General features: G+C 65.2%; 33 protein-coding genes. 24 read left to right on the top strand and 9 right to left on the bottom strand.

The features are described from left to right. Nucleotides 1-53 precede the first annotated feature (53 nt). From LGY53_RS14165 to LGY53_RS14115, 11 genes are all read left to right on the top strand, one after another. Complete coding sequence (locus tag LGY53_RS14165; protein WP_225727132.1) at nucleotides 54-902, top strand: helix-turn-helix transcriptional regulator; 849 nt, start codon at nucleotides 54-56, stop codon at nucleotides 900-902. After that, nucleotides 899-1,105 carry a DUF397 domain-containing protein gene (locus tag LGY53_RS14160; protein WP_225727131.1) on the top strand — a complete coding sequence of 69 codons (207 nt, stop codon included), beginning with the start codon at nucleotides 899-901 and terminating at the stop codon, nucleotides 1,103-1,105. Before LGY53_RS14165 ends, LGY53_RS14160 begins: the two co-directional genes overlap by 4 nt. A 303-nt stretch (nucleotides 1,106-1,408) precedes the next feature. Beyond that, a complete protein-coding gene (locus LGY53_RS14155; RefSeq protein WP_225727130.1) occupies nucleotides 1,409-1,945 on the top strand; it encodes a DUF3558 domain-containing protein in 537 nt (178 codons plus the stop codon). Between the two features lie 34 nt (nucleotides 1,946-1,979). Beyond that, complete coding sequence (locus LGY53_RS14150; protein WP_225727129.1) at nucleotides 1,980-2,483, top strand: hypothetical protein; 504 nt, start codon at nucleotides 1,980-1,982, stop codon at nucleotides 2,481-2,483. Further along, nucleotides 2,480-3,673: a hypothetical protein gene (locus LGY53_RS14145; protein ID WP_225727128.1), complete on the top strand. Its 1,194-nt coding sequence runs from the start codon at nucleotides 2,480-2,482 to the stop codon at nucleotides 3,671-3,673. Before LGY53_RS14150 ends, LGY53_RS14145 begins: the two co-directional genes overlap by 4 nt. A 141-nt stretch (nucleotides 3,674-3,814) precedes the next feature. Further along, nucleotides 3,815-4,594 carry an ESX secretion-associated protein EspG gene (locus LGY53_RS14140; protein WP_225727127.1) on the top strand — a complete coding sequence of 260 codons (780 nt, stop codon included), beginning with the start codon at nucleotides 3,815-3,817 and terminating at the stop codon, nucleotides 4,592-4,594. Nucleotides 4,595-4,800: 206 nt separating this feature from the next. Further along, nucleotides 4,801-5,118 (top strand): WXG100 family type VII secretion target, encoded by a 318-nt coding sequence (locus tag LGY53_RS14135; protein ID WP_225727126.1) that lies wholly within the window; start codon nucleotides 4,801-4,803, stop codon nucleotides 5,116-5,118. A gap of 19 nt (nucleotides 5,119-5,137) precedes the next feature. After that, a complete protein-coding gene (locus LGY53_RS14130) occupies nucleotides 5,138-5,449 on the top strand; it encodes a WXG100 family type VII secretion target (protein WP_225727125.1) in 312 nt (103 codons plus the stop codon). Beyond that, nucleotides 5,446-6,906, top strand: coding sequence for a hypothetical protein (locus LGY53_RS44135; protein WP_225727124.1), 1,461 nt, complete (start codon nucleotides 5,446-5,448; stop codon nucleotides 6,904-6,906). The genes LGY53_RS14130 and LGY53_RS44135 overlap by 4 nt, the downstream gene beginning before the upstream one ends. A 17-nt stretch (nucleotides 6,907-6,923) precedes the next feature. Then, on the top strand, nucleotides 6,924-7,406 hold the full coding sequence (locus LGY53_RS14120; protein WP_225727123.1) for a SitI3 family protein: 483 nt from the start codon (nucleotides 6,924-6,926) through the stop codon (nucleotides 7,404-7,406). Between the two features lie 545 nt (nucleotides 7,407-7,951). Further along, on the top strand, nucleotides 7,952-9,379 hold the full coding sequence (locus tag LGY53_RS14115) for a pyridoxal-dependent decarboxylase (protein WP_225727122.1): 1,428 nt from the start codon (nucleotides 7,952-7,954) through the stop codon (nucleotides 9,377-9,379). 188 nt (nucleotides 9,380-9,567) lie between these two features. Here the strand turns inward: LGY53_RS14115 and LGY53_RS14110 are convergent, their stop codons facing one another. Continuing rightward, on the bottom strand, nucleotides 9,568-10,347 hold the full coding sequence (locus LGY53_RS14110) for an enoyl-CoA hydratase-related protein (protein WP_225727121.1): 780 nt from the start codon (nucleotides 10,345-10,347) through the stop codon (nucleotides 9,568-9,570). Between the two features lie 80 nt (nucleotides 10,348-10,427). Here LGY53_RS14110 and LGY53_RS14105 point away from each other — a divergent pair, with 80 nt between their 5' ends. The 4 genes from LGY53_RS14105 to LGY53_RS14090 are packed head-to-tail and all read left to right on the top strand — an operon-like array spanning nucleotide 10,428 to nucleotide 11,883. Beyond that, nucleotides 10,428-10,706: a CopG family transcriptional regulator gene (locus tag LGY53_RS14105; protein ID WP_225727120.1), complete on the top strand. Its 279-nt coding sequence runs from the start codon at nucleotides 10,428-10,430 to the stop codon at nucleotides 10,704-10,706. 1 nt (nucleotide 10,707) lies between these two features. Then, nucleotides 10,708-11,091: a DUF11 domain-containing protein gene (locus LGY53_RS14100; RefSeq protein ID WP_225727119.1), complete on the top strand. Its 384-nt coding sequence runs from the start codon at nucleotides 10,708-10,710 to the stop codon at nucleotides 11,089-11,091. Between the two features lie 23 nt (nucleotides 11,092-11,114). Beyond that, nucleotides 11,115-11,534, top strand: a complete 420-nt coding sequence (locus LGY53_RS14095) for a GNAT family N-acetyltransferase (RefSeq protein ID WP_225727118.1) — start codon at nucleotides 11,115-11,117, stop codon at nucleotides 11,532-11,534. Nucleotides 11,535-11,574: 40 nt separating this feature from the next. Further along, nucleotides 11,575-11,883 carry a hypothetical protein gene (locus LGY53_RS14090; protein ID WP_225727117.1) on the top strand — a complete coding sequence of 103 codons (309 nt, stop codon included), beginning with the start codon at nucleotides 11,575-11,577 and terminating at the stop codon, nucleotides 11,881-11,883. Here LGY53_RS14090 and sigJ read toward each other — a convergent pair. Together sigJ and LGY53_RS14080 are read right to left on the bottom strand one after the other, a co-directional pair. Further along, nucleotides 11,825-12,745: an RNA polymerase sigma factor SigJ gene (gene sigJ / locus LGY53_RS14085; RefSeq protein ID WP_225727116.1), complete on the bottom strand. Its 921-nt coding sequence runs from the start codon at nucleotides 12,743-12,745 to the stop codon at nucleotides 11,825-11,827. The genes LGY53_RS14090 and sigJ overlap by 59 nt on opposite strands. A gap of 26 nt (nucleotides 12,746-12,771) precedes the next feature. Beyond that, nucleotides 12,772-13,851, bottom strand: coding sequence for an FAD-dependent oxidoreductase (locus LGY53_RS14080; protein WP_225727115.1), 1,080 nt, complete (start codon nucleotides 13,849-13,851; stop codon nucleotides 12,772-12,774). Nucleotides 13,852-14,026: 175 nt separating this feature from the next. On the opposite strand from LGY53_RS14080, the gene LGY53_RS44130 reads away from it, so the two are divergent. From LGY53_RS44130 to LGY53_RS14065, 3 genes are all read left to right on the top strand, one after another. Further along, nucleotides 14,027-14,692 carry an LppP/LprE family lipoprotein gene (locus LGY53_RS44130; RefSeq protein ID WP_225727114.1) on the top strand — a complete coding sequence of 222 codons (666 nt, stop codon included), beginning with the start codon at nucleotides 14,027-14,029 and terminating at the stop codon, nucleotides 14,690-14,692. Nucleotides 14,693-14,918: 226 nt separating this feature from the next. Then, entirely contained in the window at nucleotides 14,919-15,449 is a 531-nt protein-coding gene (locus LGY53_RS14070; protein WP_225727113.1) for a hypothetical protein, read from the top strand. Between the two features lie 48 nt (nucleotides 15,450-15,497). Beyond that, a complete protein-coding gene (locus tag LGY53_RS14065; RefSeq protein WP_225727112.1) occupies nucleotides 15,498-16,085 on the top strand; it encodes a hypothetical protein in 588 nt (195 codons plus the stop codon). A 4-nt stretch (nucleotides 16,086-16,089) separates the two neighbouring features. On the opposite strand, the gene LGY53_RS14060 is transcribed toward LGY53_RS14065, so the two are convergent. After that, nucleotides 16,090-16,422: an MmcQ/YjbR family DNA-binding protein gene (locus tag LGY53_RS14060; protein ID WP_225727111.1), complete on the bottom strand. Its 333-nt coding sequence runs from the start codon at nucleotides 16,420-16,422 to the stop codon at nucleotides 16,090-16,092. Nucleotides 16,423-16,511: 89 nt separating this feature from the next. Between LGY53_RS14060 and LGY53_RS14055 the strand changes: the two genes are divergently transcribed. Further along, nucleotides 16,512-17,117 (top strand): bifunctional 2-polyprenyl-6-hydroxyphenol methylase/3-demethylubiquinol 3-O-methyltransferase UbiG, encoded by a 606-nt coding sequence (locus LGY53_RS14055; protein ID WP_225727110.1) that lies wholly within the window; start codon nucleotides 16,512-16,514, stop codon nucleotides 17,115-17,117. A 4-nt stretch (nucleotides 17,118-17,121) separates the two neighbouring features. Here the strand turns inward: LGY53_RS14055 and LGY53_RS14050 are convergent, their stop codons facing one another. Both LGY53_RS14050 and LGY53_RS14045 read right to left on the bottom strand, forming a co-directional pair. Further along, nucleotides 17,122-17,445: an antibiotic biosynthesis monooxygenase gene (locus tag LGY53_RS14050; protein WP_225727109.1), complete on the bottom strand. Its 324-nt coding sequence runs from the start codon at nucleotides 17,443-17,445 to the stop codon at nucleotides 17,122-17,124. A gap of 76 nt (nucleotides 17,446-17,521) precedes the next feature. Then, nucleotides 17,522-18,808 (bottom strand): cytochrome P450, encoded by a 1,287-nt coding sequence (locus LGY53_RS14045; protein ID WP_225727108.1) that lies wholly within the window; start codon nucleotides 18,806-18,808, stop codon nucleotides 17,522-17,524. Nucleotides 18,809-19,132: 324 nt separating this feature from the next. Between LGY53_RS14045 and LGY53_RS14040 the strand changes: the two genes are divergently transcribed. After that, nucleotides 19,133-20,071, top strand: a complete 939-nt coding sequence (locus LGY53_RS14040; RefSeq protein ID WP_225727107.1) for a hypothetical protein — start codon at nucleotides 19,133-19,135, stop codon at nucleotides 20,069-20,071. Here LGY53_RS14040 and LGY53_RS14035 read toward each other — a convergent pair. Next, entirely contained in the window at nucleotides 20,068-20,403 is a 336-nt protein-coding gene (locus LGY53_RS14035) for a cupin domain-containing protein (RefSeq protein ID WP_225727106.1), read from the bottom strand. The genes LGY53_RS14040 and LGY53_RS14035 overlap by 4 nt on opposite strands. Before the next feature lie 71 nt (nucleotides 20,404-20,474). Here LGY53_RS14035 and LGY53_RS14030 point away from each other — a divergent pair, with 71 nt between their 5' ends. Continuing rightward, nucleotides 20,475-21,410 carry a GlxA family transcriptional regulator gene (locus tag LGY53_RS14030; RefSeq protein WP_225727105.1) on the top strand — a complete coding sequence of 312 codons (936 nt, stop codon included), beginning with the start codon at nucleotides 20,475-20,477 and terminating at the stop codon, nucleotides 21,408-21,410. Between the two features lie 71 nt (nucleotides 21,411-21,481). Here LGY53_RS14030 and LGY53_RS14025 read toward each other — a convergent pair whose 3' ends face one another. After that, nucleotides 21,482-21,826, bottom strand: a complete 345-nt coding sequence (locus LGY53_RS14025) for an MmcQ/YjbR family DNA-binding protein (protein ID WP_225727104.1) — start codon at nucleotides 21,824-21,826, stop codon at nucleotides 21,482-21,484. 127 nt (nucleotides 21,827-21,953) lie between these two features. On the opposite strand from LGY53_RS14025, the gene LGY53_RS14020 reads away from it, so the two are divergent. The 3 genes from LGY53_RS14020 to LGY53_RS14010 all read left to right on the top strand — a co-directional run bounded on the left by LGY53_RS14020 (nucleotide 21,954) and on the right by LGY53_RS14010 (nucleotide 24,617). Next, nucleotides 21,954-22,736 (top strand): CPBP family intramembrane glutamic endopeptidase, encoded by a 783-nt coding sequence (locus LGY53_RS14020; protein ID WP_225727103.1) that lies wholly within the window; start codon nucleotides 21,954-21,956, stop codon nucleotides 22,734-22,736. Between the two features lie 171 nt (nucleotides 22,737-22,907). Beyond that, nucleotides 22,908-24,005, top strand: a complete 1,098-nt coding sequence (locus LGY53_RS14015) for an agmatine/peptidylarginine deiminase (RefSeq protein ID WP_225727102.1) — start codon at nucleotides 22,908-22,910, stop codon at nucleotides 24,003-24,005. A 21-nt stretch (nucleotides 24,006-24,026) separates the two neighbouring features. Next, nucleotides 24,027-24,617, top strand: coding sequence for a TetR/AcrR family transcriptional regulator (locus tag LGY53_RS14010; RefSeq protein WP_225727101.1), 591 nt, complete (start codon nucleotides 24,027-24,029; stop codon nucleotides 24,615-24,617). 40 nt (nucleotides 24,618-24,657) lie between these two features. Here LGY53_RS14010 and LGY53_RS14005 read toward each other — a convergent pair whose 3' ends face one another. Further along, nucleotides 24,658-26,277: a DUF885 domain-containing protein gene (locus LGY53_RS14005; protein WP_225727100.1), complete on the bottom strand. Its 1,620-nt coding sequence runs from the start codon at nucleotides 26,275-26,277 to the stop codon at nucleotides 24,658-24,660. Between the last annotated feature and the right edge of the window lie 26 nt (nucleotides 26,278-26,303).

The raw sequence follows: 26,303 nt of genomic DNA, 5'->3' as shown, positions 1-26,303 counted from the left end.
ACTACGAAAGGGGATTCGTCGTGACACCAACAGGTTCGACCCTCCCGCGTCGCATGCTGGGCCGCCAGTTGCGCGATCTCAGAGAGAAATCCGGGGTGAGCGCCGACGCCGCCCGGCAGGCGATAGGCGTTGCCAAACAGACGCTTTGGCGGATGGAGACCGGACAGGAGGTGCGGTTGAATCCACTGTTCATCGAGCGGTTGTGTCAGATGTACGGTGCGACGGAGAAGAAGACGAATGTGCTTCTCGGGTTGACCGAGGAAACCAAACGCACCGGGTGGTGGTACGCGTACAACGACGCAATCCCCGATGGCTTCGACCTTTTCATCGGAATGGAAGAGGCCGCCAAGAAGCTCATTTCGTATCAGAACGCGCTGCTGCCGGGGCTGCTTCAGACAGATGAGTATCGGCGAGCGATGATCTGGGTGGAATCGCCCACGATGCCCGGCAGCGAGGTCGAGCGACGCATCGAGATGTTCGCTCGCCGAAAGCAACGACTGACCAGCGCCAAGAGACCACTGACGCTGGAAGCGATCATCGACGAGTCCGCGCTGCGGAGGGCGATCGGCGGTTCGTCTGTGATGTCGGATCAGCTGAAACACCTTGCGCGAGTGGGCGAGTTGCCGAACGTCTCGATCCGGGCGATACCGCTCAGCGCGGAAGCATACGGCGGACTGATCGTCGGACCGTTCGTCATCCTCGAATTCCCAAGGCACCCAACGGCTCGCCTCACCGAACCGCCCTGCGTCTTCGTGCAAGGCTTCACTGGCGAGCTGTACCTTGAGAAGACCGAAGAAGTGCGCCAGTACCAACGGGCATACACCGAACTTCAACGTTGCGCCCTGGATGAGGGACAAAGCCGGGCCCTCACCCTGAGGATCGCGAAGGAGTACCTGATATGAGCAGCGACCTTTCCTCCGCCGCCTGGTTCAAGAGCAGCTACAGCAGCCCTAGCAAGGACTGCGTCGAAGTCGCTTTCCTCGATCGGAACCGGGTCGGGGTGCGCGACTCGAAGAATCCGTGCGGGCCAGCCCTGGTGCTCGCATCAGATCAGTGGGCTGCGTTCGTCGCGGATATCGCCACTGGACGGTTCGACCAGCGCTGACGCGGAAAGAATCTGCCGTCCGAGCGGGTGGGCGATTCCCGCGATCCCCGGATCGCCCATTCGCCGGACAACAGGGCAAGTGACCAGCTGGTGTGAAACATGCCCTAACCTGCGCAGCCGTATGCTTGCAAGCCCATAGACCCACCGGTAGCGTCTGCATGAGCTGACGTAAGGTCGGCAAGTCTGAGGGGGCGGAGAGGCCGGTCCGACCCCTACAGGCCACTAGGCGGGTACCGGCGTGTAGGGAAATCGATGACGAGTAGGTCGAATTCTGCGCGGCTGGCAGCCCTAGCGCTCGGTGCAGTGTTCGTGCTCGCGGGGTGCGGGTCATCGAAGGACGGGACTCCCGAGCCGACGTCTGGTAGCGACAAGTCGACTTCCTCGGCGAAGCCAGCTCCGGATGTACCTGCTGGATACAACGCCTGCAAAGACGTTCCCCAGAGCATTCTCGACTCCGAGCAGCTTACAAATGAGGGCCCAGAAGACTCAAATGCGCCGCAAGGCGGGATCATCTGGCGTGGCTGCATGTATTTGCACCATGGTGGGTACGCCTCTTCGATTCAGACAACCAACGCCACGGTGGATGCGGTCCGTGACCAAAAGTATCCCGAGACAACAGAGTTCACCATCGGTAGTAGGCGAGCAATCTCTACTCGTCGATTCGTTGGGCCACATATAAAGGACTCGTGCACAGTTGATGTTGAGATGAAGGGCGGCAGCCTTGAAGTCGACGTTAACAACCCGCCCGATCAGTCCTCGGTGACTAAAGATCTCGATGCTTGCGATATCGCCAAGTCTTTAGCGCAAAAGATTGCACCCACCCTGCCTGCTGGAGCCTGACCGTCATATTAAATTTCTCGTCGGGAGGGAAAAGATGAGCGACGACAATACTCAATCACATCGGCCGTTGGCGAACATCCTGAAAGAAGTCCAGGATGGACATGTGACGATCAAGCTATCGCCGGAGGATTTCGTAAATATCGACCGCGATTGCGAAAGTTTCAAGGATATAATCCGGAAGATAAGGGAAAAAGCCACAAGGATCTACGCAACCGGAAGTTGGGGACTCGGAGAAAACAGTTCGAACGCCTGGGGTGGCGTAGGACACGCTGTAGAAGGCACAAAAGAGTTGGTCTCCAGCGACACCCTTGTCAATCGGTTCAAGACCAAGGCGCAAAACGACCCAAACAGCCTTTACGAGATCATGGACCAACACATGAAGATCGTCGAGGACATCCAGAACGCCCACCGGATCGTCCGTGATCGCATGGTCGAATCAGACGCCAACTTCGCGGCCGCATTCAAGACAGCGAACGAGGCCCCGGACACCCGGCCGAAGGTCGAACCCCCCGCTCTCGAGTCGAGGCCGCACAAATGACGACAGAATACGAGGGACCGAAGATTCCAGGCGGCGGAGAGAATCCGAACAGCTGGAGCCACAAGGATATTCACAATACTTTCCAGCCGCTCGACCCAACGAAAGCGGTGCAACCCGGACAAGAGTACGCCGAAGCCTGGAAGCTCTGGGAACAAGGGTTGACCACCTTCAACCGCTCTATCCAGAAGTCGCTCGACGGCGCATGGCAGGGTGGAAAAGCGGCTCCTCTAGCCATGCAGGCAATCAAGGACTACATCACCAAAGCCCACGAGCTGAGCGGGCCCATATCCGAGATGCAGGACCGAGTCGACCAAGCCTTTAATGCGGTCAGCCGAACCCAGAAGGCGATTCCCGGATTGGTGGATGGTGACCAGCACTGGTACAACCCGTGGAGCTGGGGCAAGAACGGCGAGAAGTCGCGGAAGCAATCAGAAGCTCGCGAAGCGATGGAAAACGATTACGTGAAGCCCATGTCCGCCGTCGACGCCAAGATTCCGGTTTTCCCCACCCCGAGCAGCCCGACCAACCCGGTCGACATCCCCAACGCCCCGCCCGGCGGATGGGACTGGCAACCGAGCAACCCCGGCCCGAGCACCCCGGGCCCGCAGACCACCCCTGGCCCCAAAACTCCAGGCGACCCGGGCCCAGGCACCAACGACAAAAACGATAAGAACGACAAGAGCCAGCAACCGGGCACGGATAACCCGTCGACCAACCCGACGTCGACGAATCCGACCACCACGCAGGACCCGTCGACTCAAAACCCGTCCAACACAAAGACTCCCACCACACCGACGGGTGTCGATCCGACGAAGACGAGCCCGACTTCGGTGAATCCGACGACGACCAGCCCGTACGTTCCGGGCAGGCCGAACTCTCCGAGTCCGGGCACGACTCCGGGTGCGCCGAAGACGACGACTCCGGCTCCGCGGCAGAACATTCCGGGTCTTCCGGGTTCGCCCGCCGCGACTCAGGCGGCAGCGGCGGCGGCACGAAATGCCGCGGCGGCGGGTACGGCGGGCGGCTTCGGTATGCCCGGTGGGGCTCGCGGTAAGGGCGACGACGACAAAGAGCATAAGATCCCGGATTACCTGATCAACCAGGAGAATACCGAGGAGCTGCTGGGCGAGCAGCCGAGGACGCTGCCCGGCGGTGTGATCGGGACGAACCCGGAATTCACGGACGGCTGAGCGGCACAGCGGTTTTCGCTTCACCAGGCGTCGGGGGCCACGCCCCACCCCGGCGCCGATGCCGCGTCCAGGTGATGCTGGGACGCGCCTGAACGACCGGTATACGGGACGATCTGGAATTACCGAGGAGAACGAGCACGCATGGCCGAATGGAGTTGGGATCCGGACGATTTCGCGGCGCTGTGGTTCAGCGACGCCTACGACCGGTTCCCCGACCCGCTGCAGTACACGAGCCGCTTCGAATTCCGCGACGGTTTCGCGGCACACCGAAAGGCCGTGCACGCCCGCTATTCCCGGGATGAACGGTACGAGATCCAGGCCGCGCTCGATACTCTCGGTCGCGCCGAGCTGCGGATCGAAATCATCGGCGGCACAAGCAAACACAAGAACAGCACCGGCCCCGGCGATGTCCGCGAGTACCGGATCGTCGGCGCGCGCACCCAATTCGGCGCCGTGGTGATGAGCCAGTACGGCGCCGACCCGGATTACGGCCCGATCCGGGTGCGCACCTTCAGTTCGGAGAGTCTGCCTTCCCGGCTGGCCGCGAGCCTCCCGGCCTGCCCGCCCGGATCCGGCAAACCCCTCATGCTGCACCCGGACGACCTGCGCCCCCGCCGCGACGGCTACATGGAGGACGTCGCCCGCAACACACCGCGCGAGCAATACCAGCGCCTGGTCAACCGCCCCACCGACGGCGGCGGCACGGCGGTCCTACTCGCGGGCCCCTTCCACGCGAACACCAAACCGTGGAATGTCCTCACCTGGCGCGACATCAACAAAGACGGCCGCTACACCGAACAACGCGCCGAACACATCACCGTCCGCCCCACCACCGTCCCCGACCTGACCGCAACCTTCACCACCTGGATAGACCGAGCCCAATCCCGCCTCGCCGACAAAAACAAAGAACCCTGGGACTAGCTTCGGGCCGGGTTCCGATTACCAGAGAGTGAGAAAGCGATCGGTGACGATCCGACTGGCCCGAATCTCGCCCTGTTCAGCAGGCCGCGACCTTCAGACCCTTCCATCGCTAACGTTGCGTCGACGCCTCGACTAGTCGACGGTAACGGCATGATGCCGAGTGGCTGGTGTAATTTCTGTATCACTGGGCGAGGGAGGATGCCTCTATGACACAGGCGTGGGACGGGAGATTCGAGGTCGTCCCAGCCGAGGTCGCCGACGCCGGCCGCTATGTCCAGCTTACGGCGCAGGAACTGGTGGCTGGCCTGCGCTCGATCGATGCCGAGGTCAACAAGCTGCTGGAGAACTGGACTGGCAACTCCGCGACCTCCTACCGATCGGGCTGGGAAGAGACTCGCAAGGGCGCGGAAACCGTCCTGGAAGCATTGGCGACGTTGGCCGAATTGCTCGGCGTGGTCGCCGACACCCACACCGATCTCGACACACAGCGCGCTGCAGGCACCAGCTCACTGGACCTACCGTAGGCATGGGGAGGGCAAATTCATGACCGACTCATTCCGGGTGAACCTAGACGAGCTCGATGACATCTCCAACCAACTCAAGGGCTTTGTCGGGTTCCTCACCGAAAGCATCGCCGGAATCCAGCAACGCACCGCTGGCGTGCAGTCCAACTGGACCGGCCCGTCCGCCATTGCTGCCAACGAGGCGTTCACAAAATGGGTGACCGGCGCTCAGGATGTCGCTGAAGGCATCGAGACGATGCGCACCGCAGCCATTGCTGCGCGGGACCGCTACCAGACCGCCGTCACGACGAACCTGCAGATGCTCGGACGCAATACAGGCAGTCAGTCGTGACCGTTCTCGACGTCTCAGCGCAAACCTACTACGACGCTGGCGACATCTGTGCGAAAGCGTCCTCTGGCTACTTCGAGGCTTTCAAAGCCGCGATGCAATCATTCGGCGACACAACCAATATGGCCGGAAGTGTCGGCGACGGAAAGAAGTGGGCCGAATCTTACGACCAGCAATGCAAAGACATCTACACGATGTCCATTGACATGGTGCTGGCATTGGACGGCTATGCCCAAGTGCTCAAACAGGCCGGCTACAACCACGCTCTTGCCGACTATGACAAAAACAGCGGTCAACCCGAGCCAGCCGCTCCCAACCTGAATCCGTCGTTCACCCTCACCCCACAAGAACTAGCCTCACTGCTGGTACCACCTTCTGCCGGCGGACCCGGCCGCGGGCTCGTCGACGACGGCCTGGAACTCGCCGTGAAAGTCGGCATCCCTATTCCCGACGGAGACACGACCAAACTGTCGCATTCCGGCGACGTCTGGAATAGCCTCGCCAATAACGCCACTGTGACCGCGACCCCCGGTGAGCTCGAACGTGCGGCCGCGCTATTCGAACAAGTGACCTCTCCTGACGCGAACTTCATAGACGAAGATCTTCGCGAGCTCAAAACCGCCGCAAGCGACCTTTCCGGCGCCTACGGGGAATTGGCCCAAGCCTGCCGGGATCAGAAAAAAGCCCATGACGACATGCGGGCCGATCTCGAGCAACTGGTCAAAGACCTCGCCACAGAGCGAGCCACAGAAGTTGTCGTCGACCTCACGCTCTCGGTGCTCGCCTCATGCATCAGCTTCGGCGTAGGCGCCTCGGCGGTGGCCGCCAAAGCCGCAGTCAAAGTCGCCAAAATAATCGAGAAATTTGCCGACCTGATCAAGAAGGCCGTCCAGGCGGCGAAAATCCGGGCTGCGGTCAAGATCGAACGCGCCACCGCAAAAACTAAGGAAACCATTCAACGCATAAAAGAACTCGGGACCAAGCTGGTCGAAAAGTTCAAGAGTAGGCTTAACCCTTCGGACACGACCAAGCCGTCCGGAAAGGCCGATCCTAATTCCATCCCCAGTGGCAGACGAACGCAAATCGATCCCAATGAACGGGATCCAGCCAACATTCGCGCCCTAACGCGGGAAAATGAATCCGCCGATATCTTGTCCCGCGGCGGATACAAGGTCGAACAAAATCCAGATGTTCCCGGCACGGCCAAGAACCCTGATTATAAGATCGAAGGCAAGATATTCGACAACTACGCGCCATCGACAAGTAATGCTCGAAATATTGCGTCAACTATCGAAGAGAAGGTTTCCTCTGGCCAGACCGAGCGAGTCGTGCTAAATCTCGCTGACAGCAATGTCGACTTGGCCGTTATGAAGGCCCAGCTGAAAGATTGGCCGATACAAGGTCTCAAAGAGGTCCTTGTCATCGATAAGACCGGAAGTATCGTTCCATTATTCCCGTAGCCAGAAGGAGGCATTGAATGGCGTTGGATTACGTGTTCAAGATAGCGACGCAGACATCTGTCGATGAATTTTCCAACACCTTGATAGATATAACAAAAGCCTTGGACATTCTCGATACCGAATCGAACACTGAGGCATTGCAGTCGGACGGTATCATCACTCACCTCGGAACCTGGATCAGGGTAGGCGTCGCTACGCCATCACGTTGGGGCGATCCAGTAGCGGAAGACTTCGGATTCTCTCCGACGTTATTCGCAAGATTCAGATACGGAAAGAATTCCCCTACATCGGCCCAGGGCGATGATCTGGTAAAAGTTGTCGCCGGGCTGCTGGGGCGCGTAGCGGGCGATGCCCTTCTGTATCTAGAGGGCTCTGAAAAATTGTGGCTCCTACGACGCGACGGCGACCTCCGTCTCAGCGAAGACGAGGCCGTCTGGGATGCGGGGAGACTCAGTTCTATCCACATGCCATATAGCCGTAAGAACTACTTCTTCTCCTGACCTCGATCTTTCGCTGAACCTTCGGCCCGCCGTAGTCGGGCTGGGACTGTTGCGGCGGGTCAGCGCCTCGCAGGTTGTTCAATGCCGTCTTCGCGGCCTGTCGGACGTGTTCGTGCGGATCGGCCAGATACGGCTCGATCGCCGGAATCGCTTCGATGATTCGCCATCCGCCGAGAACTTTCGATCAAATCGGGCAACGACAGCGCGGCGAGCCGCGAACGCATTTCCGGCAGAGGTCAGATCCTCGGACCAGAGAGGTTTATTCATCCAATCTCCCTCTCGATCAATAGATGCCTTGCGGCCAAGACGTTGGTGGCCTGCCGGCCCGGAGGCGTCATCAACGTCATTGCCGCTCACACCTAGCAGACACCGCACGCTTTCTTGATGTCGTTGAGCGTCATGTCCGCGACGAAGGCCCGCCCGATAGCTGGCTCGAATAGCCGGTGGCCAGCGGCGAAGGTTCGGCAAACGATATCCGACAAGACCCGGAATATATTGGGCCGCAGGCTATTTACAAGCGAATCGGTTGACGGTTCGGTGAGGGGATGAGTGATCCGCTGAAGGAGCAAGAGGACGCGGTGCGGGCGTTGGAGTTGGTGCACGGGGCGGCCGGGCCGTATCTGGCGAGCCTGTCGGAACGGAAGGTGCACGATTCGGCCAACGACGTGCTCATCGATCGGCTCGATGGTCCACTGCCGGAACAGGGTTCGGGCACGGTGGCGACGATCGAGCGGTTGCTCGCCGTCGCGCCGGAGGCGGCGACGCACGCGTCCGGACCGCACTTCTATCACCTCGTGGTGGGCGGTGCGACGCCCGCGGCGATGGCGGCGGACTGGTTGGCCTCGCTGCTCGACCAGGCTGCAGGACTGTGGATCGGGTCGCCGCTGGCGGCCAGGATGGAGGCGATCGTCCTCGACTGGCTGAAGGAATTATTCAGCCTGCCAAGCGATTTCGGTGGCGTACTGACCCCGAGTGCCACCTTCGCGAACCTCACCGGTCTGGCCGCGGCCCGGCGCTGGTGGGCCGAGCGACTGGGCTCCGACGTCACGTCGCAGGGTTTGTCGGGTCTGCCGCCGATGCCCGTGTTCAGCAGCGGATATGTGCACGCCAGCGTCCGAAAGGCGTTGCAGATACTCGGTTGCGGGCGCGATACGGTGCGCACGTTCGTCCGCGACGACGCCGGGCGGCTCGACCTCGCCGCCATGGAGGAGGGGCTGCGCGGGCTCGGCGGCATGCCCGCCGTACTCGTCGGCAATCTCGGCGAGGTGAACACCGGCGATAGCGACCCCATCGCTGAAATGGCCGATCTGGCGGCCCGTTACCACTGTTGGCTGCATGTGGACGGCGCGTTCGGGCTGTTCGCGGCGGCGTCGCCGCGCACGGCGCACCTGACGCGCGGCGTCGAACGCGCCGACTCGATCACCGCCGACGGGCACAAATGGCTGAATGTGCCCTACGAGAGCGGCTTTGCGTTCGTGAAGAACAAATCCACACTGACCGAGGCATTCGGCGGCTGGGGTGCGGCCTACCTGCCGGAGTTCGATGAGGAGTTCCCGAACTTCAATATGCTCGGTCCCGAATCATCCAGGCGGGCACGGGCATTCCCGATCTGGGCGACACTGCACGCCTACGGGCGGGACGGCTACCGGGAGATGGTGGAACGTCATCTCGACGTGGCCCAGCGACTCGGCCGAATAGTCGACGCCGCACCGGATTTCGAACTGATCGCCCCGGTGCAGCTGTCGGTGACCTGCTTCCGCTATCGCCCGCCCGGCGTCCCCGAGCCCGAGCTGAACGACCTCAACGCCCGCCTCGGCCGAGCCGTACTCGCCGACGGCCGCGTCTACGTCGGCACCACGATTTATCGCGGAATGACCGTGCTGCGACCGACTTTCGTCAACTGGCGAATCACCGAAGCCGAGGCCGACCTGCTGATCGAGGTGATCCGCGAACTAGGTCCCGAGCTGAACTGACGCTCGCGGTCCGCACCGCCATTCCGGGCGCCAGGCTCGTCGCCGGTAAGCAACGGCATCTGGTGCTGCCGCAGCTCGTGCCGAACAAGTTACCGAGTTCGATTCCGGCCACCAGCGGCTGCGCCACCGCCGCGGCGGCCGAATACCTGCTGCGCGGAAGGCTTCCGGACACCGACATGCGCGCCGGACTAGTCGGGCCAGGCCGGTTTGCGTTTTTCCAGGAACGCGGCCATGCCCTCGCGGGCGCCGGGCAGTTGCGATGCGGCGGCCATCACTTCCAAAGCGATTGTGTAAGCGTCGTTTTCGGGGCGGTCGAGTTGGGCGTAGATGGTGCGCTTGCCGAGCGCCTTACTGGCCCGGCTGCCCCGAGTCGCGCGGGCGAGCAGTTCGGTGACCGCGGCGTCGAGGTCGGCGTCGGGCACCGCGCGGTTGATCAGGCCCCAGTCCGCGGCCGTCGCGGCGTCGATGACATCACCGGTCAATGCCAACTCCAGCAACCGTTTTCGCCCGATCGAGCGGGCCACCGGCACCGCCGGCGTGTGACAGAACCAGCCGCCTTTGCCGCCTGGCAGTGCGAAGCCCGCCGATTCCGCCGCCACCGCAAGATCGCACGACGCCACCAGCTGGCAGCCCGCCGCCGTCGCCAAACCGTGCACCCGGGCGAGCACCACCTGCGGCACCGATCGCATGGTGCTCATCAGATCGGTGCACACCGTGAGCAACTCGCGCACGCCGAGCAGATCTCGGGTCGCCACATCCGCGAAATCGTGCCCGGCCGAGAACACCGGGCCCACCGCGCCGAGCACGATCCCCGTCGCATCGGTCTCCCCCGCCGCCCGGAATGCCGCGAGCAGTTCGCCGAGGTGTTCCGCCGACAGCGCGTTGCGCCGCTCCGGGCGGTTCATGGTGATCCGGATGGTGTCGCCGTCCCGGTCGAAGAGCAGATGCCGATATTCCAAGGCCGTCATGACTACACGGTAGTTTGTGAATTAAGTAACCAGTCGCCGAATCGCTGGCTATGCCAGGGCACCCGCCGCATCATTGGCAGATGCGATTGACCGTGAAGCTCGATTACGACGTCGCGCAGCTCATCGAAAGCACCGCCAGCAAAGCAGGCCGATCCAAGACCCGCATCGTGAACGATGCCCTGCGCCAGGCGCTCGCTCCCCTCGCCGAACAGCCCGCCACATCCGCTTCGTATCAGGTCGAGATCCCACCCCGTCCCGCCGACGAGTCCGATCACGCCGCGATCACCGAGGCGATGGCCCGCTACTTCGGCCTCCCGGCACCGCCACCGCTGCTGCGGGTGGTGCGAAACGAGGATTGACATGCGTGGATTCGCCGTGGCGCTGGCCGGACTTTCGGCTGCGCTGGCCTTCGCCGCACCCGCACACGCCGCGGGACAACCGGATCTGGAGGTGTACACCGCCTGCGGCGGCGCCCTACCCGGCATGCCGCCGCCACTGAGCGTCATCGTCCGGAACATCGGATCGGCGACGGCCGAAAATGTCACCGTGGATTATTGGTCGCCGTTCGGGCCGACGGGTTCTCGCTTCGCCGCGGCGATCGAGCCGGGCGATATCGTCAACTATCCCGTCGGGCAGGCTCGCACCCTCGAACTGCTCGCCGCCTCGGTCCGCAGCGGCACCCCCGACGCGGACCCGGCCAACAACGTTGTGGTGCAGCCGATGTTCTGCCTGCCGTCGATGTGAACAGGCACCCGTAGGCTCGTGCGGTGACCATATTGCGATCGGCCACCGAAGCCGATATCCCTGCCGTACTCGGCTTCTGGCGGACCGCGGCCGAGGACGCGCACCGGCCCGCCGACAGCGCCGCCGCGCTCGGCGCACTGCTCCGGCGCGATCCGGCGGCGCTGGTACTGGCCTGCGACGATTCCGGCATAGTCGGCACCGTGATCGCGGGCTGGGACGGATGGCGCTGCCACATCTACCGGTTGGCCGTCGCGCCGCATCGCCGCCGCACCGGGATCGGACGGCTGCTGGTGCAGGCCGCCGAACAGCGGTTTCGCGAGATGGGCGGAATACGGGCCGACGCAATGGTTCTCGACGACAATACGCTGGCGCACAGCGCGTGGAAGGCGAACGGGTATGCACCGCAATCCGAATGGTCGCGGTGGGTGAAGCCGTTAAGCTAGGGCATCATCGGCTGATCCGGCGACGAGACGAGGGCGAAGAGTGACGGCTGGGTTGCGGCGAATCCGATTGTCGGACAAGGCGATCGACACCTCGCTGGTCTATGGCGAACCGTACGAGACCGACGACGGCACCACGATCATCACCGTCGCCCGACCCGGCGGACTGTTCCGTCCCGCGGCGCGGCCCGCCGGGATATTCGTCATCCGGGAGGGCAAGACCAGGTGGGTGCCCGCGGCCGACAGTCACCGCCTCGCCCTGGTCGCGATAGTCGGCGGGCTACTGCCCGCGATCATTGCTGCCGTCGCGGTGCTGCGCCGTCCCCCGTGGCCGGATCTGCCCGGCCGCTGAACATGTGAGTGAGCTTGTCCGGGTTCACGATCGAATAGATACCGGTGATCAGCTCACCATCCGGCTCGACGACCAGCGCGGCACGCAACGCCCCGTCCTGTAGCGCCAGCATCGCGGGGACCCCGTTGACGGAGGCGGGCACGAGTTCGATGCCCGCAGCGCGCGGATTCGATCCGAACGCGGCGAAGTAGCGGGCGACGGCGGCGCGGCCGTGAATCGGACGACGGGCCACCGCTATTCGACCGCCACCGTCGGCCCATGCGGTGACCTCATCGGCCAGCGCCGCGGCCAATTCGCCGACCGCGCCGCGCCCGGCCGCCGCGAAGAAACGGCCGACGATCTCCGCGTGCCGATCCGGATCGACCGGAAAACGCCTGCGGTGCTGGGCGATATGTGCGTTCGCGCGGTGATAGAGCTGACGCACGTCGGCCTCTTCGCGGTCGAGCAGATCGGCGATCTCGCGATACCGGTATTCGAACGCGGCGCGCAACACGAATACCGCACGCTCCGGCGGCGTGAGCCGTTCGAGTAGCAAAAGCATTGCCAGCGTTACGGTTTCGCGCTGCTCCACGGTTTCCAGCGGGCCGAGGTCGGCGGTGCGGACCGGGGTCGGCAGCCACGGGCCGAGATATTGTTCGCGGGTGGTGCGGGCGGCGGTGAGCCGGTTCAGGCACAGGTTCGTCACCGCCTTGGTGAGCCAGGCGGACGCGGTGCGCACCGGGACGTCGGCTGCGGCGCGCGCCTCCCATTTGAGGTAGGCGTCCTGCACGACGTCCTCGGCCTCCGCTGCGTCACCCAGCAGGCGATAAGCCAGCCCGAACAGTCTGCCGCGCTGCTCCTGGAAGATCGCCAACGTCTCCATGCCCGCAGCCTGCCATCCGCGCGCGCTCAGCGCCGGACCGCCCACATCGCGCCGCGCGAGATCAACTCCTTGAACCACGCCGAGGCGCGGCCGGTGAGCACGAGACCGGTCGGGCTGTCGTCGAACCGGGTGAACTGGGTGACGCCGTCCCCACGGCCCAGGCTGATGTTCTGCCAAAAATAGCGCAGCACAATCGGTTTCGACTTACGTCCGCGAAGCGCCCTGGCGATCTCCTGTGCGACGTACGGACCCATCTGCATACCGGTCTGGCATGACATGCGCACCCCGTCACCGGCCGCGTCGCCGACGCCGTACACCTCCGGATGTGAGATCGACCGCAGGCGATCGTCCACGAGCAACCGGCCGCGCGCATCGGTGGCCAGTCCGGCCGCGCGGGCCAGCTCGGGCACCTGGAATCCGGCGGCCCACACGATCAGGTCGGCGGGGACGGTCCGCCCATCCTCGGTCACCAACCCGTCCGGCCCTACCTTGGCGACGCATACTTCTTCCATTACCGATATTCCCTTATCCGCGAACGACTTTCGAAGATGACGCTGTGCACGTTCGGAGAGCCATCCGCCCACCGGAGCACTCGAAACCAGTTCGACCCGCAGCCGCGGATACGCCTGCGCGATCTCGGTCGCGGCCTCGATACCGGTCAGCCCGCCACCGACCACCACGACCGAACCGTCGAGCCCGCACAGTTTTTCGCGCAACCGGAGCGCCTGGGTTCGCTCGGCCACCGAGTACGCGTGCTCGCGCACACCGGGGACCGCGTCCAGATCGGCGTCGCTGCCCAGTGCGTAGATCAGCGTGTCGTAGCCGACCGGAGCGGAATCCGTTCGCACGATGCGGTTTTCGAGATCAATGCCGGTTACGGTCGCCACCGTGAGTTCGACCGCGGTACCGGCGAGCAGCCGCCGCAGCGGGCGGTCCGGCAGTTCCTGCCCGGCCGCGAGCTGATGCAGCCTGATCCGCTCCACGAAACGGTCGGTCCGGTTGATCAGCGTCAACCGGATGTCGCGGCCGCGCAGCAGGCGGGCGGCGCGGGCCGCGGCGTTGAGTCCGGCGTATCCGGCCCCGAGCACGACGATGCGGTGCGTCACGAGAAACCTCCTGGTCTGAAAATTCGGATCGGAGGGGTGAACCGGGAACCTTCGTGTTTTGTGACAACGAAGCATCCGTTGCGCGCCAACGTGTCTCGCCGCAGCCCCAGAACTGGGGTCGTAACCGAAATGTCCCATTACCGATTTATCAAATGACAATTCAACGGGAGGTCAAGTGAAGAAGATCATCGGTGCGTTCATCGCCGCCATCGCGGTGACCGCAGCGGTCGGGGGATGCCAGAGCGATTCGAGTACGTCGGCGACCGGAACGACCCATCCTGGGCAAACCATCACGCAGGCACCCGGCCCGGCGCCGACACAACCGGGCAATACCGATCAGCCACAGACGGGTAACACCGACCAGCCGCAGTCGGGTGGCCAGCCCGCGAACAGCGACGCACCGGCCACCAGCGGTAAAGGCCGCTGCGTCGACGTGAATTCCGCCGTGGTGGGCAGGGCGGTCAAGTCGCTCGGCCCGTCGGTGGGCGGCGATTCGTACTACGTGGACAGTGCGCTCGACGCACCCATCGGATCGTGCCCGAAGCTGCTCTGGGTGCTCGTCGGGACGCCGCACGGGACCGCGAGCTCACCATGGCACGTGCTGTTCTTCAACCACAACGGATATCTCGGCACCGCCACGGCGAAGGCGACGTCGTATACGAAGGTGGTCGGTTCGACCGAACGCAGTGTGCAGGTGCAATACCGGTGGCTCCAGGGCAATGACGCGAACTGCTGCCCATCCGGTGGTCCGGTCGTCATCAGCTTCGACCTCGGCGCCGACGGCCGGACCGTGACACCGGATCCGGCGATCCCGGACCAGGTCGCGAATCCGAGGCGCTGACCACGGCGGGGGCCCGCCCTCGCTCAGGTCTGCCGCTGATCCGGTACACGTCGCACTGATCCACGGTCGGTGTGTATCCCGTCCGGGGGATACGACAGCCGAGTTTTGGGCAGCGATCGAAAAGCCGCACTTCGACAGTGGTTGCCGCGCGAAAATAGGGATGGCCGAAATCCGGCCCGCAAGGGGAAGTGTCGACCCTGGCGGTCGACGGAATGTGGGGAAAGCCATGAGAGCCAACAAGTTCGCCGCCACTGCCCTGCTAGCGATCGGCGCCACCGGCGTCACCGCGGGCGCCGTACAAGCACAGCCCGCGCCAGGCGTGCGGGGTGTCGATCACGGCGTCACCTTCACCGCCGCACCGACAGCCGACCATCTGGGCGTCACCGCCACCGTCGAGGCAGGGCATTTCGCACTGACCCCCGGCGCGGTGACGCTCACCAACGCCGAAGGCGCCACCGTGGCAACCCTTCCGCTCGATCTGCGGACCGCGGGCGGCACCGTCGGGCTCGCCCCGCTGATCGGCAACGAAGGCCGAACCCTCACCCTCACACCGCAATCCGATGCGGCCCAGACCGCGCAGGCCATCGACGAGGCCTCCGACACGCTCGCGCGCAAGCAGTACAACGCGGGCATCGGCGCACTGATCGGCGCCGGCATCGGCGCGGTGATCGGCTTCTTCCTCGGCGGCGTCGGCGCGCTGGTCACCATCCCGATCGGTGCGGGCATCGGTGCGCTGATCGGTTTCGCCACACCGTAAAACCGGTCACGCCACGACAATTCGGACAACGCCGGGTAGGAATATCCGGTGAACACTTCGCGACCGGAACCCAGGCAGTGGTCGTGGGCCCGCACCCTGGACGATGTGGCGGAGCGCCGCCGCCACATCGAGCCGCTGATCGGTGCCCGGCTCACGGCCGTCCGGTACTACCTGTGCGACTACGACCGCGAGGAGCGCAGCCCCGAATTGGTCGGCGCGGGGCCGATTTTCGTAGAAGGCCCGGAACCGCTGTGGCGCTGCGACGGTTTCGACAGCCTCGACTACGGGTTGGAGCTCGAGACCGATTCCGGGCTGATCTACTCGCTCACCTGGGATCCGCTGGGCGACCGCGAGGGCATCGGGCTACGCCGGATTCCCATGCTGGGCAGCGGTGTTCAGGCGGATGCCGATATCACCGTTTGGCGCGGCGGCGAGATTTGGCCGCTCGGCGTGCCGTTCACCGATATCCGACTGCACTACGAGCCGTATCCGCCCGGATTCTGGTGTCCGCGTATCAGTTTCCACTGGCGGGACCGGAAACTCGAGGTGATATTGGGCGAGTCGGCCGACGGCGTGCTTGTTCCGTCGGCCGACAATGTCGCGGTGCTGTACCCGGAGACCGAGCTGCCGGGCTGACGTTTCATCCGTCGAGTAGGTGGCGGGGTGCGGCCTGCCGCCAGGAGTCGAGGACTATGGCTTCCAGTTCGGCGCGGTCGTCGAGCGCCGCCAGCCGGACCCGGACCCAGGCGTTGCCCGACTCGTGCGCGGCGATCCAGAATTTGTCCGGTTCCGCGACCACCAGTTCGTCGCGGTCGATGATGGGGCAGCGCACCGCCATCGACGACTCGGCCTCCGGCAGGGTCAGGAACAGTTTCTTCGTCACCCGGAAGATCGGCATGCCCCAGGCGAACTCCTCCGCTGCCTCGCGCAACGACAAAGCGAAGGCGCGGACATCGTCTCCGGTGAAACTCATGCACCATATCCTGCCAGGGTATGTGGACTATGCCGGTCCGATGCGGGCACAGGCAGGCGGCTGGTCGGCAGGCGTGCCAAGATCGGCACATGGAGGTTCCCGACGCGCGACGGTGGAATATCAACATCCACTTCCACGATTTGGTGGTGCGGGCGGTATCCGGCGCGGCCGATGTGCTCGATATCGGTTGCGGGGAGGGGATGCTGGCGCGACGGCTGCGGCGCGAAGCCGATGCGGTGACCGGAATCGATCTCGACGCGGCGAGTATCGAGCTGGCGAAGGCGCAGTCGCCCGGTGGCGAAATCGATTACCTGCGAGCGGATTTCCTGGCCCATCCGTTCGAACCGGAATCGTTCGACGGGATCGTCTCGGTGGCGACGCTGCACCATATGGATCCCGAGCGCGGGCTGAACCGGATCAAGGAGTTGCTGCGGCCGGGCGGTACGGCGGCGGTGATCGGCTTCGCCCGCAACGAATTTCCCGCCGACCTGCCCCGCATGCCTGCGACGGTGCTGGCGTATGCCTGGCATGTGGTGCCCAAGAAGCAGTGGCGGCATCCGTCGCCGATCGTGTGGCCGCCGCCCGACACCTACCGAACGATGCGCAAGCTCACCGAGCGAGTGTTGCCGGGCGCGCGATTCCGGCAGCACCTCCTGCCGCGGTACTCGATCGTCTGGACGAAACCGTCGAACTAGGCGCTCAGCCCTCGGCGTCGATATCGACGTAGTTCGCCAGATCCGCTTCGATGCCAACGCGTTCGAAGAACTCGACCGGCTGGAATTGCGCCGCCTCATGGGATCGATCGACGGCCGACTTGGCTGCGGCAAGGTCGTCCTCCGATGACCACTTGACGATCGTGACCGCATTGAACCGGCCAGACCCGGAACGCTGTTCCAGCAGGGTGTCCGCCAAGAACCCCGGCTGATCCCGCAGCACGGAGTGGGTTCGCCGCACATTGGCCCAGAACTCGTCCCGCGCCGGCGCGGGAACGACGAACTTGTCGATTCGGTACACGACTGGCATTCAGACCTCCACAGCGTTCGATCAGGAATTCACCGTGAGGCTAAGACCTGAACAACACTCGAGGTCAAGCATCGCGCTAGCGCGATGTGACGCGCATGAGGATATCGTCGGCGGCCCACAGCACGAATCGTTCGATCGGCACCACCGGATGATCGGCGACGAGCTCGAAGTGGAAGCGCCGCAACAGGATCGCGAGCATCAGCTCGGCCTCCAGCTGGGCCAGCGCCGCGCCCTCGCAGCTGCGCGGGCCGAAGCCGAATGGAAGGTAGGCCAGGCGCGGGCGTTCGGCGCTGCGCGCCGGAGTGAACCGCTCCGGATCGAAAACCTCCGGTGCGGGCCAATATTCGGGGTTCAGGTGGATGGCCCAGATCGGGCAGAAGATCGTCGTGCCCGCGGGCAGCAGATATTCGCCGAGCCGGAGTTCTTCGGTGGTCTCGCGGGCGCCGTAAGGCCCTGGGGGATATAGCCGCATCGACTCCTTCAGCACCATGCCGAGATAGGTCAGCTGCCTCAGGTCGGCGTAGTCGGGGGCAGGACGGTCGCCGAGCACTTCGGCGAGTTCGGCGGCCACCCGGTCGGTGATATCCGGATGCCGCGCAAGCAGATAGAGGGTCCAGGACACCGCGACACCGGTGGTGTGGTGCGCCGCAAGCATTGTCATCAGCACCGAGTCGCGGATCCGCGCGGGCGGCTGACCCGCCGCGGCCAGGGCGGCGATGAGATCGCTGCCGCCGCGGTTCGCCGCGAGCACCTCGTCCACGCAGTGACGCAGATAGGCCAGCGCGGCCTGTGCCCGTTCCGGATTCGACGGCGCGTCCGGCTGATACAGCCGGGTCAGGTATTCGCTCAACACATCGTGGAACGCCGCCACGATCCGGTCCGGTTCGGCCGAATCGCTGCCCAGCGCATACGCGCAGATCAGCCGCAGTGACAATGCGCTCAGGTCATGTTGCAGGGCGATCGGTCCGTCGGCGGCCGCCCAACGGTCGGCCAGATCACCGGCCAGCGCGACGAATTCGCCGAAATGCGCCTCGTGCGAGGGACGTCCGGCCAGCACCGAGAGCAGCGCCCGCCGCCACGGCGTGTGCCGGGCGGCGTCGATCGTCTGCAAGTTATCCGATTCTTGTAGCGGCGCAAGGAATTCGAACAACTTCTCCGGCCGCTTATCGATCTTCGCCGCTGACTCGAGCAGCACCGGATCGGCCACCGAGACCGCGGTATCCGCGCCGGGCAGCCGGAAGCGTGCCACCGGACCGTATTCGGCGTGCAGCTTCAGCTGATAGTTGTGCAGGCCACCCGCTTCGGCGATATCGGCGAAACTGTCGGTGTCCGGGCCTGGAATCCGTGCGGCAGCACTCGTCATAACATTCCTCCAGATCCCGTCCGAGCGACGGCCCGGACGCCAGATGTGATGCCGGTAGGTTGTGCTCCCCCGCCATGCTTCCCCTCCCAGCCGACCGGTGCAATCGCGAAAACCGCTGTCGGCGGCCGGATATCGCGGGGCCAGGGCCTGTCCTCGCGGCCCGGCTGGCCGCATCAGCGGTCCAGCTCGTCGCCTGGCAACGCGGAGGGGCCGATACCGGGGTTGTATTGGCGACGACAATGCGGCGAGCTGGACCGTGGAGGCGCCGGATGGGACTCTGCGGGCGCACCCTACGGTGGTATAGCCGCATGGAAGGAGGCCGGAATGTTCCGAGCGCTGCTGGTGCTCCGCATCAATGCGCACACCATCGAACGAATCGACCTGGCGGACAATACCGTTCACACGGTCATCGCCGATACCGGCCCGCATCCGGACGGCGTCGCCTACGATCCGAGCACCGACCGGATCTATTGGACCACCATGGGAACACCGCGCCGGGTGCCGGGCAACGACCGCGATTTCACCCGTCGGGACGGTTCGGTGCGGTCGGCCCGGCTCGACGGATCCGATTACCGTCACGTGGTACCGGACGGCGGGCTCACCACCGGGAAACAGCTCACCGCCGATTTCGCGACGCAGCGCCTCTACTGGTCGGATCGCGAGGGCTGCAAGGTGAGCCGGGTGAATACCGACGGCTCGGGCCGCACCGACCTCGTCGTCAACCCGCGCACCGACCACCGCATGTCCGAATGTGTCGGTATCGCAATAGATTCCGTCAACGGTCAGCTCTACTGGACGCAGAAGGGTCCCGCCGACGGCGGGCGCGGCCGGATCCTGCGCGCCGGACTGGAGATCCCGGCCGGTGAAACCGCCGCGACCCGCTCGGATATCGAAATCCTCTGGGACGCACTGCCCGAACCCATCGATCTGCACCTCGACCCGGCCGGAATGATCTATTGGACCGACCGCGGCGCAGAACCGTTCGGGAACACCCTCAACCGCGCACCGATCCCCCACAAGGACGAACGCGGCGACCCGCCGGAGATTCTGGCCCGCGGCTTCGGTGAGGCCATCGGCGTCGCGGTCGACACCGACCTCGCCTACGTCACCGATCTCGCGGGGACGGTGCGTGCGATACCGATCGATTCATCAAGCAGCGCAACGGAATACGTCGTCGCCCGGTTCGCCGGACAACCGCTGACCGGCATCGCGGGCATTCCGGCCCGAACACCCGCGCACGACCGGAACGAACGCGCGGCCTAACCCTCCGGGTAGAAGACGAACAACGTGCAGCCGGTGGCGGAGGCGGGCACATGCCACGATCCGGCCGGGGCGTGCAGGAAGGTACCCGCCGGGTAGTCGCGCGCGCCGTCGTTGAAGGTGCCCGACACCACGAAGACCTCCTCCGGACCCGGCTCGTGCACGTCGCGGCGCGGCCAGGACGTGCCGGGATCCATCTCCAGCACGTTGGCGTGCGCGCCGTTCGCGCCTTTCCACAGGTGACGGGTCCGGATTCCGGGGAAGAGCTCGCGGACAGGCGCCTCGTCGAGGGAGATGGAGGTGTAGCCCTCTTGGGTCAAGATCTCAGGATGCATGCCCCCAACCGTGCCGCAGGCGAGCCGTGGCGGAAAGTGTCAACAAAGACACCATAGGGTACTTTCTTGCCATGCATCGTGTGGTGGCCCTGGTCCGCCCGGTCCAGTCGACCTTCGAGCTCGGCTGTGCCACAGAGGTTTTCGGGATGGTGCGGCCAGGTATCGCCCAGCACTACGAATTCGAGGTGTGCGCCGAGAAGCCGGGGCCGGTGCCGACATCGGCCGGATACTCGATCGCCGTCGCCCGCGGTCTTTCGGCGCTCGACACTGCGGATACCGTGCTCATTCCAGGCTGGACACCGGTTGAAGCGCCACTTCCCGCCGCCGTGCGCCGGGCACTGCTGCGGGCACACGCGCGCGGTGCGCGACTGGTGACCATCTGCACCGGAGTGTTCGCACTGGCGCGCACGGGATTACTGGACGGCCGCTCGGCCACCACGCACTGGGCGCGCGCCGAACAGCTGCGGCGGGAGTTCCCCGAGGTGCTGGTGGAACCGGACCGGCTCTACATCGACCACGGCGACGTCGCCACCAGCGCCGGGGCGGGCGCGGGTATCGACCTGTGCCTGCATCTCGTCCGGCGCGATCACGGCGCCGCACATGCCGCCCTCGTCGCGCGGCATATGGTGATGCCACCGCACCGCGACGGCGGCCAGGCGCAGTACGCGCCGCCCGCACCGCCCGAGGAGGCGCTGGACGGTCTGCTCGAATGGGCGGGCGCACGCCTGGGAACACCGTTGTCGGTGTGCGATATGGCCGCACACCTCAACGTCTCGCCACGCACGCTGGCCCGGCGCTTCGCCGACCAACTCGGTACCGCCCCCGGCGCGTGGCTGCTGTCGCGCCGGATCGCCGAGGCGCGCACGCTCCTGGAGGAGACGGATCTGCCGGTCGAGGCGATCGCGGCGCGGGTCGGGCTCGCCTCGGCGGTCAATCTGCGTCGGCGATTCCGCGCCCAGGTCGGGACGACCCCCGGGGCCTACCGTCGAGCATTCCGGGTGCCGTGAACTCCCCCGAACCCGGCCGCCGAACACGAAATCGACCAGGGCCGTTCAGTTTTCGGCCCACGGCGATGGCATCAAATATGTGTGCTCGGATGGTCGTGTAGAAACTTCGGCACAACCATCCGCCACGCGTCCACCACCAGCTCGCGCATCTCCGCCTCGTCCAGCGCGGCCATCGAACATTCGACCCAGTTGTAGCGCAGATCCGACGGCCACGGCAGCTGGAACTTGTCCGGCTCGGCGGCCACCAGCGCGGCCCGCTCCGCCTTCGGGAAGGCGAAACCCAGCACGGTCTCGTCCCGGGAGAACGCGAGATAGACGATCCGGCCGACCCGGAACTTGATCCGGTCGTGCACGATCACCTCATATGAGCGGGGCAGGATCTTCGCCACCCGGCGAACGTCATCGACCGTGAACACACCGCGGATGATGCCATCCCGCACCGACACCATCCGGCCGTACCAATCTTGTTGTGCGGGTTCAGTACCGCTGCGCCGCCCGAAAACCCGGCGACGATCGCGTGGCGATCTTTGTATCGTGAGCGTCGTGGATTCGCGAGCCCGCCCGGTACTGTTCCTGAGTCTGCTCGCGGCACTGTCGATTCCGTTCTTCGTCCTCGGGGCGGTCACCGGCGGACTGTCGATAGGCGCGATGCGACTGCCGAGCAGCGCCGTCATGTTCGTGCTGCCCGTCGCGGTCGCGGCGGCACTCACCTGGCGCGACGGCGGTGGTGCCGCCACCGCCGGATTGTTGCGCCGCGCTGTCGATCGGCCCGCGGCCCGGCCGCGCTGGTATGTGGTTGCCGCACTGCTGATTCCGGCGATCGCCGTGCTGTCGTATCTGCCACTGCGCTGGTCCGGGCAGGTGGATGCGGCGCTGCCGCTGTCGCCGACGGCGGCGCCCGCGATACTCGTGATGTATCTGCTGGCGGCCACCTGCGAAGAACTGGGCTGGACCGCGTATGCGACCGATCCGCTGCAGCGGCGCTTCGGTCCGGCCGCCACCGGAATCGGGCTCGGCGCGTATTGGGCGCTGTGGCATCTGATTCCGCTGCTGCAGGCCGGGCATCCGGCCCAGTGGATCGCGGGCTGGTTCCTCGGCACCGTCGCCGCCCGGGTGCTCATCGTTTGGCTGCACAACAACACCGGGCACGGAGTGAGTGCGGCGATCCTGCTGCATGCCATGTTGAACGTCACCGAGGCATATACCCCTGACCTGGACAAGCCGATCACCATGATCACCACCGGCGTCCTGACCACGGTGGTAGCGGTGGCGGTTATCGCGAGCCAGCGTACGAACCGGACAGATTCGGCACAACTACCCCGCTGAAGCGCCTGCGGGCCGTTTATAGACGTCCGCGTCAGCGATCTTGACTAAATTTTTAGTCAGCACTACTCTCATCGATTGCCAGATGATCGCCGATAGTTGGTTATCGCACCGGCCCTTTGTGCGGGCGATCACGTAGATGAGCGAATTCATACAGGACAAGGAAGTATCGCGATGCGTAGGCGTCGATTCATCGGTACCGGCGCGACCGCGCTGAGCGGTTTGCTGCTGTCCGCATGCGGCACCGGCGCAAGCGGCAAGGACGACGGGCGGCCATGGCTGATGCCCGACGAGGGACAGCCGCACAAGCGCACCTGGATGGCGTTCGGCGCCAGCGAACGGATCTGGGGTGCGAAGCTGCTGCCGCGGGTGCGCCGCGATCTGATCACCGTCGCGCAGACGATCTCCCGGTTCGAACCGGTGTCGCTGCTGGTGCGGCCCGCGGAAATGGATATGGCGCGCAATATGATCGGCGCAGCGAATATCGAACTCGTCGCCGCCGAACTCGACGACCTGTGGCTGCGCGATACCGGCCCGGTCTTCGTGCGCGACGGATCCGCCAGGGCCGCAGTGGATTTCAACTTCAACGGTTGGGGTAATAAGCAGCAGCACGGCCACGACGCGAAGCTCGCCGGATTCATCGCCGACCGCGCGGGCGCGCAGGTGCGCCACACCGACCTGGTCTTGGAGGGCGGCGGCCTCGGGGTCGACGGTGCGGGCACCGCGCTCATCACCGAGAGCTGTGTGCTCAACAACAACCGCAACCCCGGCTGGAAGAAACCCGACGTCGAGGCCGAACTCCGCAGGCTGCTCGGCATCGAGAAGGTGATCTGGCTGCCCGGCATCGCGGGCGAGGACATCACCGACGGGCACACCGACTTCTACGCCCGCTTCACCGAACCCGGCGTCGTGGTCGCCGGACTCGAAAACGATCCGGATTCCTTCGATTACGACATCACCCGCCGCCACCTCGACATCCTGCGCACGGCCACCGACGCACGGGGACGGCCGCTGCGGGTCGAGGTGCTGCCCGGTCCGTCGACCGTGCGAGAAGCCTTCGCCCACAAGGATTTCGCCGCCGGATATATCAACTTCTACGTGTGCGGCGGCGCGGTGATCGCCCCCGAATTCGGCGATCCGGACACCGATCCGGCGACCAAGGCGACACTGGAGCGCCTTTTCCCCGGCCGGGAGGTGGTACAGATCAATATCGACGGCATCGCGGCGGGCGGCGGCGGCATCCACTGCACCACCCAGCAGGAACCCGCCTGACCGCCCATAGAGTGGAGTGCCGTGCGAGAGACACCAACCCAAACGCAGGACCGGCAGACGCAGATCCTGGAGGCCGCGGTCCGCGTCATCGCCCAGGACGGCGTGCGCGGGCTGCGCATCGAGAAACTTGCCGCCGCGGCCGGGGTGTCCACCGCGCTGATCTATTACCACTTCAAGGATCGCGCGGGCATCCTGCGAGCGGCGCTCGGTCACATCAACCAGCGCGCCGAGCGCTACACCACGGCCGGCACCGGCGACCCCCGCGACCGGCTCGAACAGATGCTGCTGCTCGAACTGCAGGACGATGCCGATGTGCGCGAAAACAGCGTCGCCTGGGGCGAATTGCGGGCCACCGCGGTCTTCCAACCGGACCTGCGCGAACAGTTAGAAAGCACAACGCGCCGATGGAACGACGATGTGGAAAGCCTGGTGCGCCAAGCACAATCGTCAGGCGCCGTAACCGCGGACGTGGATCCGGCCGCCGTCGCCGAACATCTCACCGCGCTGGTGGAGGGGCTCAGCGAACGCTGGCACAGCGGCTCGACGACGCTCGACCGCGCCCGGGCGGTTCTCACCCGGGCGATCGCACTCGAGCTCGGTGAACGCGCCTGAGCCGCTTAACCTTTCAGATCGGATAGTCGAATCCCGAGCGTCAATCGATGCCGAGCAGGGTCCGCAGATGCCTCGGCGCGGGCGAACCGTGCGCCAGCATCGCATCGTGCCACGCCCGCTCGGTGGTGCCTGCGGGCCGCGCCGCGGCGATCGCCGAAACCTCGGTATAGCCAACGAAATACGTCGACAGCTGAGTGGAGCTGAGCAGCGTCCGCCGCCACTTGCCCGCCGCCTCGCCCTCCTCCTGGAAGCCGCGGCGCAGCATCAGGTCCATCGCCTCGGCCTCGGTCATACCCTCGCAGTGCACCCGCTGGTCCAGGATGGCGTTGATGGTCATCCGCAGCCGCATCTTCAATTGCTGCAGGCGCACCCGCAGACCGCCGAATCCGTACCGCGCCATCAGCTCTTCGGTGTACACCGCCCAGCCCTCGACGAAGGTGCCGCTCCAGCACAGCGCCCGCGCCGGGGTCGAACCGCGGAACCGCCGGGCATGGGCCAGTTGCAGATAGTGGCCGGGCATGGCCTCGTGCACGGTGAGATTGCGCAGCATATGGTCGTTGTATTCGCGATAGAACGATGCGACCCGCTCGGCCGGCCAGTCCGCCGGAGTCGGCGAGATGGCGAAAAATGTTGGTATATCGGCCGTTTCGAGCGGACCGACCGGATCGCAGTAGGCCACCGCGACACCCCTGGCGAATTCCGGCATCGGCTGCACCACCAGCGAGTCGTGCACCGGCGTCACCAGATCATGTTTCACGACAAAGTCTTTCGCGTCGGCGAGGGCGGCGACGGCGCGCGCCACGACCGTATCGTCGTCCGGGTGTTCGGCAGCGACACGGTCGAGCGCGGTGCGCACGGTGTCGTCATCCGGACGCGCGACACCGAGCAATTCGCCCGCGACGGAACGGATTTCGTCGATGGTCTGCTCCAGCTGCCGCTCCGCGCGGTCCAGCAGATCGGCCGCGGACAGGTCGGTGTCCAGGGTGTGCCACAGCTTGGCATCCCACTGCCGCCGCCCGAGCCGCGCCGTGCGAGTGGTGGAGCCGTCGAGCCGATTGGTCAGCCAGGCGACGAATTCGGTGATCGCGGCGATCGCCGCATCGGACACCTTCGTCACGTTCGCGCCGGGCACCTGCGCGGCCAGCGCGGGGACCTCGTCGCGAATCAGCGCGGCCACCCCGCCGAACTGGGCGATCGCGGTCTCGATATGGACGCGCGGACAGTCGCCGTCGAGCGCGACCCGGGCGGTGGCGAGCGCGTCCGGCACCAGCTCCAACCGGGCGGCGAGCTTGTCCAGCCGCTCACCGGCCGGCGCGAACGGCCGGGCCAGCAGGCCGTACAGCAGCGGACCGGGGTTGTGCACCAACGGATTCCATTCGTGCTCGCGCACGTCTTCGAGCATGAACAGTCTGCTGTCCACCTCGTGCTGCAGCATGGCGTGGTCCACCCTGTCCTCGGGTGTGAGCTCCAGTTCGTCCACCTCGGCCAGCGCGTGCGATGCCTCCCGCAACATGGCCGTCTGGTCGCGCACGGCCGCGAGGGACCAGTCCGGCAGCTGATCGTCCACTCGATGATCACCGGCGAAATAGGCGGCGTGCGGATCGGATTGCAGTACCGCGTCGACGATCCGCCCGGCACGTTCTACGAAAGTTCCCGACATGCGGCCACGCTACCTCGGACCCCGAT

It is taken from the genome of Nocardia sp. JCM 34519.1 (assembly GCF_020361265.1).
GTDB classification, from domain to species: domain Bacteria; phylum Actinomycetota; class Actinomycetes; order Mycobacteriales; family Mycobacteriaceae; genus Nocardia; species Nocardia arthritidis_A.
Note: the sequence above shows the minus strand (reverse complement) of the source record. Positions and strands in the feature narration are given on the sequence as shown.

Coding starts and splice junctions, on each gene's coding strand:
- LGY53_RS14165 (WP_225727132.1), top strand. CDS start 54: ATGCTGGGCCGCCAGTTGCGCGATCTCAGAGAGAAATCCGGGGTGAGC.
- LGY53_RS14160 (WP_225727131.1), top strand. CDS start 899: ATGAGCAGCGACCTTTCCTCCGCCGCCTGGTTCAAGAGCAGCTACAGC.
- LGY53_RS14150 (WP_225727129.1), top strand. CDS start 1,980: ATGAGCGACGACAATACTCAATCACATCGGCCGTTGGCGAACATCCTG.
- LGY53_RS14145 (WP_225727128.1), top strand. CDS start 2,480: ATGACGACAGAATACGAGGGACCGAAGATTCCAGGCGGCGGAGAGAAT.
- LGY53_RS14140 (WP_225727127.1), top strand. CDS start 3,815: ATGGCCGAATGGAGTTGGGATCCGGACGATTTCGCGGCGCTGTGGTTC.
- LGY53_RS14135 (WP_225727126.1), top strand. CDS start 4,801: ATGACACAGGCGTGGGACGGGAGATTCGAGGTCGTCCCAGCCGAGGTC.
- LGY53_RS14130 (WP_225727125.1), top strand. CDS start 5,138: ATGACCGACTCATTCCGGGTGAACCTAGACGAGCTCGATGACATCTCC.
- LGY53_RS14120 (WP_225727123.1), top strand. CDS start 6,924: ATGGCGTTGGATTACGTGTTCAAGATAGCGACGCAGACATCTGTCGAT.
- LGY53_RS14115 (WP_225727122.1), top strand. CDS start 7,952: ATGAGTGATCCGCTGAAGGAGCAAGAGGACGCGGTGCGGGCGTTGGAG.
- LGY53_RS14110 (WP_225727121.1), bottom strand. CDS start 10,347: ATGACGGCCTTGGAATATCGGCATCTGCTCTTCGACCGGGACGGCGAC.
- LGY53_RS14105 (WP_225727120.1), top strand. CDS start 10,428: ATGCGATTGACCGTGAAGCTCGATTACGACGTCGCGCAGCTCATCGAA.
- LGY53_RS14100 (WP_225727119.1), top strand. CDS start 10,708: ATGCGTGGATTCGCCGTGGCGCTGGCCGGACTTTCGGCTGCGCTGGCC.
- sigJ (WP_225727116.1), bottom strand. CDS start 12,745: ATGGAGACGTTGGCGATCTTCCAGGAGCAGCGCGGCAGACTGTTCGGG.
- LGY53_RS14070 (WP_225727113.1), top strand. CDS start 14,919: ATGAGAGCCAACAAGTTCGCCGCCACTGCCCTGCTAGCGATCGGCGCC.
- LGY53_RS14060 (WP_225727111.1), bottom strand. CDS start 16,422: ATGAGTTTCACCGGAGACGATGTCCGCGCCTTCGCTTTGTCGTTGCGC.
- LGY53_RS14055 (WP_225727110.1), top strand. CDS start 16,512: ATGGAGGTTCCCGACGCGCGACGGTGGAATATCAACATCCACTTCCAC.
- LGY53_RS14050 (WP_225727109.1), bottom strand. CDS start 17,445: ATGCCAGTCGTGTACCGAATCGACAAGTTCGTCGTTCCCGCGCCGGCG.
- LGY53_RS14045 (WP_225727108.1), bottom strand. CDS start 18,808: ATGACGAGTGCTGCCGCACGGATTCCAGGCCCGGACACCGACAGTTTC.
- LGY53_RS14040 (WP_225727107.1), top strand. CDS start 19,133: ATGTTCCGAGCGCTGCTGGTGCTCCGCATCAATGCGCACACCATCGAA.
- LGY53_RS14035 (WP_225727106.1), bottom strand. CDS start 20,403: ATGCATCCTGAGATCTTGACCCAAGAGGGCTACACCTCCATCTCCCTC.
- LGY53_RS14030 (WP_225727105.1), top strand. CDS start 20,475: ATGCATCGTGTGGTGGCCCTGGTCCGCCCGGTCCAGTCGACCTTCGAG.
- LGY53_RS14015 (WP_225727102.1), top strand. CDS start 22,908: ATGCGTAGGCGTCGATTCATCGGTACCGGCGCGACCGCGCTGAGCGGT.
- LGY53_RS14005 (WP_225727100.1), bottom strand. CDS start 26,277: ATGTCGGGAACTTTCGTAGAACGTGCCGGGCGGATCGTCGACGCGGTA.